Origin of the sequence: Macrococcoides bohemicum (assembly GCF_003259675.1) — a bacterium.
GTDB lineage: Bacteria > Bacillota > Bacilli > Staphylococcales > Staphylococcaceae > Macrococcoides > Macrococcoides bohemicum.
The window spans coordinates 1-11,574 of the sequence record NZ_PZJG01000004.1 but is presented as its reverse complement, the minus strand read 5'-3'; the positions used below and the strand labels follow the sequence as shown (position 1 = coordinate 11,574).

Below are 11,574 nucleotides of genomic sequence, written 5' to 3'. Positions count from 1 at the left end.
TTGGAAGATAATAATGAAAAAAGTATTGTTTGTGGCTTCAGAATGTACACCATTCTTTAAATCTGGAGGACTTGCCGATGTTATCGGCAGTCTTCCAAAATATTTAAATCAAACGAATCAATGTGAAGTTCGTGTCATTTTACCGATGTATGCAAGCTTGAAAAAAGAGTATCGAGATATGCTTGAAGAAGAAATGGTTTACCAGACACCAGTTGGGTGGCGTTTTCAATATACACGTATCTTATCTTTAGAATTAGAAGGTATTAAGTATTACTTTGTTGATAATTTACAGTATTTCGGTCGCGATGGTATGTATGGATATGAAGATGACAGTGAAAGATTTGTATTCTTTTCAAATGCAGTAATAGAATTTATCTATCGCAGTGATTATAAACCTGATGTATTACACGGACATGACTGGCAAGCAGGTGCAGCTGTAGCAATATGTAACATTAAACGACCAGTAGAAGGTATTAAGACTGTCTTTACTATTCATAATATTAAATATCAAGGTCTACTGATGTACGATGCTTTTGAAGATGTGTTTAACCTAGATAGAACGCATTTTTCAGGTTTTGAATGGGACGGTATGTTAAATTTACTTAAAGCTGGTATCTTTCATGCAGATAAGATTACAACAGTTTCTCCAAGCTATGCGGATGAAATAAAGACACCTTATTACGGAGAAGGTTTAGAAGATCTGCTGAATATGCGTCACCATGATTTAATAGGTATTGTGAATGGCATTGATGTTGATGATTATCATTCAATGAAAGATCCTTCAATACCCGTTAATTTCAAAAGTTCAATTCCTAAAAAACAAGAGAATAAGAAAATTTTACAAGAGAAAATTAATTTACCAGTCAATAAGGATATCCCTATGTACGCGATTATTACAAGAATGGTTGAACAAAAGGGACTCGATCTTGTCATGCGTATATTAGAAGAATTTGTTCAGCAAGATGTTCAAATCGTTATTTTAGGTAATGGTGATTATCGATATGAACATTATTTCCATTATTTAAGCGATAAGTATCCTGATAAAGTGAGTTTACATCTTGGGTTTAATGAAGCATTTTCAAGAGAAATATATGCTGCAAGTGATTTCTTTATTATGCCATCATTATTCGAGCCGTGTGGTTTAAGTCAGTTGATAGCACTTCAGTATAAATCAATTCCAATTGTTAGAGAAACAGGTGGATTAAAAGATACTGTTATTCCATTTAATTATGTGACACATGAGGGTACTGGTTTAAGTTTCGCTAATTATAATGCACATGAATTACTGGACCGCTTATATGCTTCATTAGCAATTTATAGCAACAAAGAAGAATATAAATCATTAATTAAGAATATTGCCAAGGTAAATCATAGCTGGGATGCATCAGCTCAAAAATATCTAGAAATCTATTAAGGAGACTTCAATGAAAACTTATTCAAAAACAGAATTCCGTGAACGCCTGGAGATGAAATTAACGAACAAAAGAAATACAACATTAGAAGATACGACAGATACGGATTTATTCTATGCAATTTGTTCAATCTTAAAAGATGAAATCAACCAAGCGAGTGTTGAAACGAAAAAAACTAATATAGATAGAAAAAAACGTCAAATCAACTATTTATCTATGGAATTTTTAATTGGTCGTTTAATTGAAAGTAACTTATTAAATGCAGGATTGTTAGATGTTTGTAACGAAGTATTAACTGAATTAGGAAGAGACCCTAAAAAAGTATATAGTGAAGAAAATGATGCAGGACTTGGTAATGGGGGATTAGGACGACTTGCAGCCTGTTTCTTAGATTCTATCGCGAGTCTTGGTTATTTAGGAAATGGTTTTGGAATTCGTTATCGTTATGGGCTATTTGAACAACGAATCGTCAATGGTACGCAAATTGAATTACCAGATAACTGGTTACAAGAAGTTTATCCATGGGAAACACGTAAAATAGATGAAGCGATGCATGTGAACTTCGGTGGTGAAGTATCAAGTGAAGTCGATGAGCATGGTAATTTTAAATTTACGTATCACAATCAGGAAACAGTATTAGCAGTGCCATATGACGTTGGTGTAGTGGGATATGACAATGACGTTGTGAACCAGTTAAGATTGTGGAGCGCTGAATTACCATCAGACGTTATTGATCATGGCAACTATAAGAACAGATTAGAACATATGCAGAATGTAGAACGAATCTCAGGATTCTTATATCCGGATGATTCGACTGAAGAAGGTCGTTTCCTACGTCTAAAACAACAGTATTTCTTAGTGTCATCAACGATTCAGACCTTAATTAAACAATTCAAAGAAAAATATAATTTACCTGTGACGCAGTTCCATGAATATCACTGTATTCAAATTAATGATACGCATCCTACTTTCGGTATTCCTGAATTAATGCGTATTTTAATGGATGAAGAAGGTTTAGGATGGAATGAAGCCTGGTCGATTGTTACTAAGACATTTGCCTATACCAACCATACAATCATGCAGGAAGCATTAGAAAAATGGCCAGTAAGTCAAGTTCAAAAGGTAAATCCAAGAATCTTTATGATTATTAATGAAATTAATGAAAGATTCTGCCGTGAAGTATATGAGAAACATCCAGAAATGCGCGACAAAATAGCTGATTTAGCAGTGATTAGTAATAATGTCGTGCATATGAGTAAATTAGCAATCGTTGGCTCATTCTCGGTAAACGGAGTTGCAGCACTTCACTCTGAAATTATTAAAGATCATACATTTAATGATTTCTATAGGATACAACCTGAAAAATTCAACAACAAAACAAATGGTATTACACACCGTCGTTGGTTGATGACAGCTAACCCTGGGTTAACGCATTTAATCAATGATGCAATTGGTGATGTGTGGCATAAATCACCACAAGAATTAACACAGCTAATGCGTTATTATAACGACGAATCATTCTTAAATCATCTTGCAGATGTTAAGCTTGAGAATAAACGTGTACTTAAAGAAGTTATCTATAAAAAAACAGGTATTGAAGTAGATGAAAATTCAGTATTTGATGTACAGGTAAAAAGATTACATGAATACAAACGTCAATTATTAAATATTTTACACATTATATATCTTTACAATGAAATTAAGCGCAAACCATCTATAAGAATTCAGCCTAGAACATTTATATTTGGTGCTAAAGCTGCACCAAGTTATCATATTGCTAAAGAAATTATTAAATTAATTCATGCAGTAGGCAATGTTGTGAATAATGATAAAGATGTAGACAATAGAATTAAAGTAGTATTTTTAGAGAACTATAATGTAACACTTGCAGAAGATATTATGCCGGCTGCTGAAATCTCTGAGCAAATATCTACAGCATCTATGGAAGCATCTGGAACTGGGAATATGAAGATGATGATGAATGGAGCTGTGACACTTGGAACAATGGATGGTGCGAACGTTGAAATCGCTGAATTAGTAGGTAAGGAAAATATCTTTATCTTTGGATTAAGTTCAGAAGAAGTAATTAACTACCAGAACAATGGTGGTTATCAGGCGGAAGCTATCTATCAAACAGATGGACGTGTTAAAGGTGCGATGGATGCACTTAAAAATGAACAGTTTGGTCGTGACTTTGCATTTAACAATCTATATTATCATGTGCTTACAAACAATGATCCATATTTCCTATTAAAAGATTTTAATGCTTATGTAGATATTCACTTAACTGCGATGGCAACATATCAGGATAAGAAGAAATGGAATCAAATGAGCTTGATGAATATCCTGAAATCAGGACAATTCTCAAGTGATAGAACAATTCAGCAATATGCAACTGATATCTGGAAATTAGTATAGTAAGATTTTGACCAATCCCGAGTGAAAGATTGGTCTTTTTTCATTTGCTGGCAGAGATTTAACGGAATCGATGGTAAGAAGAATAAGATACCGCAAAAGAAAGTGAGTAATAGTGGAATCTCTAACTAAAAATAAACAATATCGCTATTTCTTTCGCTATAAATCTTTTCTCCATTGTCAGGAACTGAAGTAAAAGATACTTTTTTATTAGATGAAATTAAGAGTATCAAAAGCGGCATCTCAACAGTTCCATTCCGTATCGCGATAATGGAAAAAAACGGTGAATCGTGGCTGTTTGATCAAGTGAATCGAAAAGAAGCAAAAGCATTTGTAGAAGCATATAAAACAACCATCAAATAGTCTAAGTCGGATTAATTCTAACTGAAGCACCTAAGGGCATTTTGTAATTAAGCTAATTATTGTTATAATAAATGTAAATATAATACTTATACACTAGGGGTGCATGTTTTATGCTGAGAGGTTAATTCCGACCCTTTGAACCTGTTGGTTAATGCTAGCGTAGGGAAGTGGGAAGATACCTATCCCTTACGTGTATAGGTATCTTTTTAGGAGGAATAGAATGTTTACGGAACGTATTTGGCAACGTGTTGAACCTATTTGGAGTTCTTATCTTGATCATCCTTTTGTGAAAGGATTAGCGGATGGTACACTTTCAAAAGAAAAATTTCAGCATTGGTTGAAACAAGACTATGTATATTTAATTGAATATGCAAAATTAATGGCGATTGGAAGTGCTAAATCTAGAGATCTATCTACGATGAGTACATTCGCACATTTATTGCATGGTACTTTATTTATGGAGATGGATTTACATCGTAAATATGCAGCATCTTTTGACATAACTACTGATGAACTTGAATCTACTGATTCAGCTGCTACAAACACTGCTTATACGAGTTATATGTTGAATCATGCACAACGTGGAGGTGCTGAGCATGTCGTTGCATGTCTACTCGCATGTGCATGGAGTTACAATTATATCGGTAAATCATTAGCACAAATGCCTGGTGCACGCGATGAAAGTAATCTTTATCATGACTGGGTTGCAACATACTCTGGTGAAGAATTTACTGAATTAACGAATGAAGCAATCAGATTAATGGATGAGCTGACTGAAGGTAAACCTGAAGCGGAATTAGCAGAATTAGAAGAAATTATCGTTAAGACAAGTTATTATGAATATATGTTCTGGGATATGTGTGAAAATCTTGAAACATGGCCAATCCCACAAAAATAGACCTAGGAATTTTCCTAGGTTTTTATTTTTCAAATAAAACGAGTTCTTTAACAAGTGTGCGATAGAAATCGATTAATTCTCCTGGCGTATGGAGTAAATTTGTCATATTGCCGCCAATCTGATCCATATGATCCCAACCATACATCCTAGGAACAACATGCCATATACCACGATCTATCATCACCTTTTTATTGTAAGATCTAGGTTCGGTGAATGGCCCTTCAGCAGAAATTGCTGGCACAAGTCCATCATTTTCCCACCATTCAGGTGTTCCTGATATTGTACTGATTATACCCGTAAGATAGAAAGGGGCAAACATCCCGACATTTGCAATTTGATATTTCGTGAAGAAACTTTTATGTGTAGCAACAGTCGAATAACTTTTATATCGAATGTTTGGATTAATTGAAAGCTTGTTATTGATTTCCTCTGAGCCTTTTAATGTTAAGTCATAAAAGCCGTTGTCAGTAGTCTGCCAAAGCTTATTCGCTCTAACTCGTTTAATGTATGCAAAGTAACTTTCACCTTTTTGTTGACGTAATCCCCATTGACCAAAGCCCCAGTCTACTTTAAAGCTTGCTATACCTTCGTTCTCAACGAGTCGATAAAAGAATGATTTAATTAAATTCTTATTACCTAATCGATCTGCAATATATGTTCCGTTATGCGGTGTACCGATTGTTGTAATTGTATTGATCATATTATCTTGTCCACCTATAAATAGAGATGCAACTTTTAAATGGTGGGCGTTTGCATAGGCTACTTCTTCAGGACGACCATAACGTAACATATGCTCTAATATACGTATTGTCTGTCCGCCCATACTATGACCTATGAAATGCACTTTTTTACCTGGCTGCCAATCCGGAAAAATGCCCTCATATGTCTTACCGAAACGATGATGCCCAAATTTCTTACTGTGATAAGCCCCATAGTCTACACGACCACCTTTGATATAATAATATAATTCAACAGCGCGGTCATAACTTGAGGTCATAGAACCTATGCTCGCTTCATAAACATTATAGCCTTCAATGTTTAATGTAGAAGTTATATTTACCTTTAAACCACCCCAATAAGGCATTAATCCATGCGGTGTATTATCTCTTGCAAAACCCGCAAAACCATGGACTAAAATAATCGGCTCTTTATTAATCTTTAAATCATTATTAGCTACTCTCTCAGGAAGAATCGGTGCACGTTCTGTAATTATTGTTGTAAGACGTTTACGCATTATCAAAACTCCTTGAACAATATAGGATATTCATAAATTGTTTAATTCATTATATCACTTCAAAATATTTAAATCAGAAACTAAAATTATGTGTTGATTCTGACGTAACGTTATAGTTTAAAGTAACATTGTAAGGAGGTAGGATATGAATATTAAAAAAGTATCTGAATTAACAGGTGTAAGCATAAGAACTTTGCATTATTATGATGAAATCGACTTATTATGTCCAAATAAAAATGACAACGGATATCGTGATTATAGTGATTTAGATTTAGACAGACTTCAACACATAATGCTCTACCGCAAAATGAATCTATCACTAAATAAAATCAAAGCGCTATTAAACAACAATGTAAATATGATAGATGTCCTTACAGATCAACGAACAAGACTGCAAGTGCAGCAACAACAGATTCATTCAATGATTACACTAATCGACCAAACAATAAAAAGTAAAAAAGAGGGTAAGAAGATGACACCAGAAGAAAAATTTAAAGGTATTAATTTTAACGATATCCAGTATGAACAAGAAGCGCGTGAGAAGTATGGGGATAAAGCGGTAGATTTATCACAAAAGAAAATTAACCAGCTTTCAGATGATGGTAAAAATCAACTTTCACAGGATTGGATTGATATATTTAAAACGTTTAATCAATTAAAGGATAAACCGATTGAAGACCAAACAGTTACCTTGCATACTGAAAAATTTTATCATTTTTTAAATAATAACTTTGGTAATTATTCACTCGATGCATTTTATGGATTAGGTGATATGTATATGATTGATGAACGATTTACTAATAACATCAATCAGTATGGCGAAGGACTTGCGAAATATATGAGTGAAGCAATGAAATATTATGCTATGATAAATTCTTAAAACAGCGCATCAGCTGTTTTTATTTTGCATAAATTTAACTATGCAAAATAATTATTATACATTGAAAATAATGTTCTTAGTAATAATTTTTTGCAAAGACTTTTAAAAATTCAGAATTTAATATAAAATGTTATTAACAAATATGAATAATAGGTGACATGATGATAAAACCAGTAAAAATAAAAAAAGGTGATACAATAGCTATTGTATCTTTATCTAGTGGTATGGCCGGTGATGATGATTTCATATGGAGAACGAAGCAAGGTTTAGAAAGACTTGAATCTGTTTTTGGATTAAAATATAAAGTAATGCCAAATGCATTAAAAGGTTCAGAATATTTATATGCACATCCTGAAAAAAGGGCAGAAGACTTCAATCAGGCAGTGTTAGATCCAGAAGTTAAAGCAATTATTTGTACAATAGGCGGTACCGAATCAGTTCGTATTATGCCGTATATAGATGTAGAAGCGTTTAAACAGAATCCCAAAATTTTTATGGGCTATTCTGATACGACAGTGCAACATCTTTATTTCTATCAACATGGTATAACAACGTATTATGGCCCCGCACTACTTACTGACTTTGCTGAAAATGTAAAGATGGATGAATATACAATCAGCCAAATATTAAATGTACTTTTTACTGATAATCCTGTTGGACGTATATATACTTCAGAAACTGTGCGTAAATTTGGATTGTTATGGGATGAGATTGCCAAAGTATTTGAGCGAGAAAATTTACTCAATCCAGGGTACGAAGTGATTAATGGGGTAGGTAAGGTTCAAGGACATTTAATAGGTGGATGTGTTGAAACGTTAAATCATATACAAGGCACGAAATATTTTCCAGAAGTATCCGCATTTAAAGATGCCATTCTGTTCCTTGAAACATCTGAAAGACACACACATCCTGAAGTGTTAGAGCAATATATAAGAACGTATGCAGTAATGGGAATCTTTGATATAATCAATGGGATGATAATCGGTAGACCACAAGATGGTGTCTATTATGAAGAAATTAAAGCAGTCTTTCAAAAGATACTTAAAGAAATCGGCAGAGAAGATTTACCGGTATTTTATAATGCAACCTTTGGACATAATGAACCAAAAGGGATATTACCTTATGGTGTTCAGGCTGAACTCGATACTTACAATAAGACGTTTACAATATTAGAAAATGCAGTAGAATAACCAGCGCTGGCTGGTTATTTTTTTACCTAAAATTATTGATTCACTCTTTTGAAAAATCTGATAATAATATATCATTAATATAATATGTTAAGTGGGTGATGACAATGGATGAATTTATTGAAGAAATACAAAAACTAATTAATCAATCGACTAAATCAATCAATATTAGAATTAGTGGCCATGGTGCATCTGGCAAATCAACATTCACTAATCAATTAATCAGTCAGTTAAATGAAGAAAAATACAATTTATTAGAGACAGATCCATATATTATCGATAGTAGTATTAGAAAATTGGCTTATGTTGAATATGATTTCAGTGGACAAAAGTATAAAGAAAAAATAACGGGATGTATGCCCTTAGCGCACGAACTTAATAGTTTAAAAAGAGATATATTGGCATTAAAGAATGGTATGGACATCATAACAATTGATGAACCCTGGGCACCTAGTGTCAAACTGAATGGCAATCGTCAAATTAATATCTATGAAGGGTTGAGTTTATTTTTCTTAGATAAAGCTTTATTCGATATTTCGATTGTATTTAAATGTGATGAAGAAACTGAAATGCTGAGAAGGCTAGATAGAGATGTCAATATTAGAGGTGGAAATCCTGATTATATTAAATCAACGCAAGCATTACGTAGAAGACAATATGAACAATTCATGTTGCCTTTAGAAGCTGAATTTGATTATGTAATCGATACTTCTAACAACGCATTTATTATGGAGAAATCAATATGAAAACATGGAATGGTGCGAGTGTTATTGTAATTAATAATAATAAATTACTAATCGTTAAGTCAAAGAGTGAACAGAAATGGTCTATACCAACAGGTGGCATTGAAAAAGAAGAGGCTTCCGAGGAAGCTGCAATAAGAGAAGTATTTGAAGAGACAGGTTATAGCATTACAATATTAAACCATATTAAAACGCTAAGTAAATTAGTGAAAGAATATAATGTTACCGTAGATTACTTCTTAGGAGAAGTGTATTCAGGAGAAATGTTAAATAATGATCCGGATGACGAAATTGAAGAAATAAAATGGATAACGATATCTGAATACGATGATATAGACTGGATGTATCCAGAAGATGAATTATTCATAAAAAGTTATTTAAAACCCGGAGATCAATATGTCTAATAAAGTATCTATCATTATGCAATTTGGGTGAGTGAAGAAACAAATTGGATGGAAATTGGAATGTGTATTTATAATCCTGATTATTGGAGTAGAGGTTATGGTACCTCTGCATTCCTGCAATGGATAGACTATATTTTTAATAATAGTGATTTACACCGTATCGGAATATCAACATGGTCAGGCAATGTCCGAATGATGAAATTGGCTGAAAAAGTTGGAATGATAGAAGAGGCAAGAATTCGTGATGCAAGGATAGTAGACGGTAAATATTATGATGCAATTAAAATGGGTATCATGCGAAATGAGTGGGAGGATTACAAGTGATTATTAGACAAGTGACAGTGGAAGACGCTGAGCAGGTAATGTATCTTATCGATAATGTAGAATCGACATCTGACTTTATGTTAATGGAACCGGGAGAGCGTAATAATAGTATTGAGAAACAAACGAAAATGATTGAGCATTTTAATAATCAGGATAACAGTACTATACTTGTTGCTGATAATGATGGATTATATGGTTATCTCATCGCGATAGGCAATACTTCATTACGAAATAAACATTCAGCGTATTTAGTAATAGGTGTACATCAAGAAATAAGAGGACAAGGTGTTGGGACTTTGTTATTTGAAGCAGTTGAACAGTGGGCTAAAACTGTCGGTATAACGAGATTAGAATTAACGGTTGTAACCGAGAATAAAGCGGGCGTTAAATTGTATCAGAAAAGTGGATTTGAAATAGAAGGCACAAAACGAAGATCATTGAAGATTAATAATAAATTTTATGATGAATATTATATGAGTAAATTGGTGTAGGTGACTTATGAATTATATACAAAAGATGAGACAACATGTTAGGCATGATTGTTTAATTGTGATTGGTGCCGGTGTGATTATTGAACAAGACGAAAAGATTCTTTTAGAACAAAGAGCAGACAACGGACTATGGGGTATTCCGGGTGGATTGATTGAAATAGGAGAAAAGGTAAAAGATGCTGCAATAAGAGAAGTGACAGAAGAAACAGGATTAATTCCAAAAGAAGTAGAATTGTTTGGTATATATTCAGGCGCAGATTACATCGTGACTTATCCAAATGGTGATGAAGTTTATTCTGTTTCGATTATTTTTTATACAAAACAATTTGATGGTGAACTAACTATTTCTGATGAGTCTAAACAATTACGATTTGTATCTCGTGAAGAAATGAAAGATGTTGAGATCAATCCACCACATAAAGAATTTGTAAGTGATTGGGTGGAAGGAAAAATGGATATTAATATTTATTAATGTAATTAACTGAAACATATTTAAATCACTGAATCACTAAGTTGGTAATGGACTCATCTTTTGATGACGTCTTAGAGAAAGGCAATGTTTTTTTGTTTCGATAAATACAATAATAGGAGTGTATTAATGGAATTTAGAAGACTGACGATTAATGATGAAATATTATTCATGGAGTATTTTAATGCTTGGGGAGATGAACAAAAAAGCATAGTCCCTTCAGCTACAAACATTAAACGATATAAATCTTTTCAAGACTTTATCAATAATTTAGAAGAACGTGAAAGATTATATGAAGTATTAAACACTACATTATTTTTAATTGATGATGGAAAAATCATAGGTTCTTCTAATGTACGTCATCACTTAAATGAGTTTTTAACGAATTATGGTGGTCATGTTGGGTATGGAGTAAGACCTGATATGAGAGGTCAAGGTTATGCGTCAAAGATTCTAAATGAGTCCTTAAAATTTTTGAAATCTTTGAATGTAGAAAAAGCACTTATTACATGTGATGAAGAAAATATTGCGAGTAGAAAAGTAATATTAAACAATGGTGGTGTACAAGATCAATCGCATATAAGAGAAGATGGTGGCGTTACGAATAGATTTTGGATTGAAATATAAGGTTCTGTTGCAAAGTTGAATTTATAGTATAATTTTAACAAAAAGGAGTCTTCTGTATGAACTATTTCAGATATAAACAATTTAACAAGGATGTTATCACTGTAGCCGTTGGCTACTATCTAAGATA

Annotated in this window: 13 protein-coding genes, 1 pseudogene and 1 riboswitch; of the genes and pseudogenes, 13 read left to right on the top strand and 1 reads right to left on the bottom strand. The window is 33.1% G+C overall.

The window, feature by feature from the left end; all coding sequences use genetic code 11:
• Positions 1-13: 13 nt before the first annotated feature.
• From BHX94_RS07660 to tenA, 4 genes are all read left to right on the top strand, one after another.
• The gene (locus tag BHX94_RS07660; RefSeq protein ID WP_165958591.1) at positions 14-1,414 is read left to right on the top strand and encodes a glycogen synthase; all 1,401 of its coding nucleotides are present in this window, start codon (positions 14-16) and stop codon (positions 1,412-1,414) included.
• A 10-nt stretch (positions 1,415-1,424) separates the two neighbouring features.
• The gene (locus tag BHX94_RS07655) at positions 1,425-3,830 is read left to right on the top strand and encodes a glycogen/starch/alpha-glucan phosphorylase (RefSeq protein WP_111745602.1); all 2,406 of its coding nucleotides are present in this window, start codon (positions 1,425-1,427) and stop codon (positions 3,828-3,830) included.
• A 174-nt stretch (positions 3,831-4,004) separates the two neighbouring features.
• Positions 4,005-4,190 carry a hypothetical protein gene (locus tag BHX94_RS07650; RefSeq protein WP_111745600.1) on the top strand — a complete coding sequence of 62 codons (186 nt, stop codon included), beginning with the start codon at positions 4,005-4,007 and terminating at the stop codon, positions 4,188-4,190.
• An 85-nt stretch (positions 4,191-4,275) separates the two neighbouring features.
• Positions 4,276-4,373: riboswitch (TPP riboswitch) on the top strand.
• A 37-nt stretch (positions 4,374-4,410) separates the two neighbouring features.
• A complete protein-coding gene (gene tenA / locus BHX94_RS07645) occupies positions 4,411-5,088 on the top strand; it encodes a thiaminase II (protein WP_111745598.1) in 678 nt (225 codons plus the stop codon).
• Positions 5,089-5,110: 22 nt separating this feature from the next.
• Here tenA and BHX94_RS07640 read toward each other — a convergent pair whose 3' ends face one another.
• Positions 5,111-6,322, bottom strand: coding sequence for an esterase/lipase family protein (locus BHX94_RS07640; protein ID WP_111745596.1), 1,212 nt, complete (start codon positions 6,320-6,322; stop codon positions 5,111-5,113).
• Positions 6,323-6,467: 145 nt separating this feature from the next.
• On the opposite strand from BHX94_RS07640, the gene BHX94_RS07635 reads away from it, so the two are divergent.
• The 9 genes and pseudogenes from BHX94_RS07635 to BHX94_RS07595 form a co-directional block, all read left to right on the top strand.
• Entirely contained in the window at positions 6,468-7,202 is a 735-nt protein-coding gene (locus tag BHX94_RS07635; RefSeq protein ID WP_111745594.1) for a MerR family transcriptional regulator, read from the top strand.
• A gap of 161 nt (positions 7,203-7,363) precedes the next feature.
• Positions 7,364-8,392, top strand: a complete 1,029-nt coding sequence (locus BHX94_RS07630; RefSeq protein WP_111745592.1) for a S66 family peptidase — start codon at positions 7,364-7,366, stop codon at positions 8,390-8,392.
• 104 nt (positions 8,393-8,496) lie between these two features.
• Positions 8,497-9,135, top strand: coding sequence for a uridine kinase family protein (locus BHX94_RS07625; protein WP_199798146.1), 639 nt, complete (start codon positions 8,497-8,499; stop codon positions 9,133-9,135).
• Positions 9,132-9,536, top strand: coding sequence for an NUDIX domain-containing protein (locus BHX94_RS07620; protein ID WP_111745588.1), 405 nt, complete (start codon positions 9,132-9,134; stop codon positions 9,534-9,536). Before BHX94_RS07625 ends, BHX94_RS07620 begins: the two co-directional genes overlap by 4 nt.
• Positions 9,537-9,563: 27 nt before the next feature.
• A complete protein-coding gene (locus BHX94_RS07615; protein WP_331463397.1) occupies positions 9,564-9,860 on the top strand; it encodes a GNAT family N-acetyltransferase in 297 nt (98 codons plus the stop codon).
• Positions 9,857-10,351, top strand: a complete 495-nt coding sequence (locus BHX94_RS07610) for a GNAT family N-acetyltransferase (protein ID WP_111745584.1) — start codon at positions 9,857-9,859, stop codon at positions 10,349-10,351. The genes BHX94_RS07615 and BHX94_RS07610 overlap by 4 nt, the downstream gene beginning before the upstream one ends.
• Before the next feature lie 7 nt (positions 10,352-10,358).
• Positions 10,359-10,823 (top strand): NUDIX hydrolase, encoded by a 465-nt coding sequence (locus tag BHX94_RS07605; RefSeq protein ID WP_111745583.1) that lies wholly within the window; start codon positions 10,359-10,361, stop codon positions 10,821-10,823.
• Positions 10,824-10,949: 126 nt separating this feature from the next.
• Positions 10,950-11,447 (top strand): GNAT family N-acetyltransferase, encoded by a 498-nt coding sequence (locus BHX94_RS07600; RefSeq protein WP_157742190.1) that lies wholly within the window; start codon positions 10,950-10,952, stop codon positions 11,445-11,447.
• A 56-nt stretch (positions 11,448-11,503) separates the two neighbouring features.
• Positions 11,504-11,574 (top strand): annotated as a pseudogene (locus tag BHX94_RS07595) (IS6 family transposase); the annotation flags it as partial.

What these genes read in the sequence shown, in the direction of transcription:
- BHX94_RS07660 (WP_165958591.1), top strand. Translation starts at nt 14, where the DNA reads ATGAAAAAAGTATTGTTTGTGGCTTCAGAATGTACACCATTCTTTAAA.
- BHX94_RS07655 (WP_111745602.1), top strand. Translation starts at nt 1,425, where the DNA reads ATGAAAACTTATTCAAAAACAGAATTCCGTGAACGCCTGGAGATGAAA.
- tenA (WP_111745598.1), top strand. Translation starts at nt 4,411, where the DNA reads ATGTTTACGGAACGTATTTGGCAACGTGTTGAACCTATTTGGAGTTCT.
- BHX94_RS07640 (WP_111745596.1), bottom strand. Translation starts at nt 6,322, where the DNA reads ATGCGTAAACGTCTTACAACAATAATTACAGAACGTGCACCGATTCTT.
- BHX94_RS07635 (WP_111745594.1), top strand. Translation starts at nt 6,468, where the DNA reads ATGAATATTAAAAAAGTATCTGAATTAACAGGTGTAAGCATAAGAACT.
- BHX94_RS07630 (WP_111745592.1), top strand. Translation starts at nt 7,364, where the DNA reads ATGATAAAACCAGTAAAAATAAAAAAAGGTGATACAATAGCTATTGTA.
- BHX94_RS07625 (WP_199798146.1), top strand. Translation starts at nt 8,497, where the DNA reads ATGGATGAATTTATTGAAGAAATACAAAAACTAATTAATCAATCGACT.
- BHX94_RS07620 (WP_111745588.1), top strand. Translation starts at nt 9,132, where the DNA reads ATGAAAACATGGAATGGTGCGAGTGTTATTGTAATTAATAATAATAAA.
- BHX94_RS07605 (WP_111745583.1), top strand. Translation starts at nt 10,359, where the DNA reads ATGAATTATATACAAAAGATGAGACAACATGTTAGGCATGATTGTTTA.
- BHX94_RS07600 (WP_157742190.1), top strand. Translation starts at nt 10,950, where the DNA reads ATGGAATTTAGAAGACTGACGATTAATGATGAAATATTATTCATGGAG.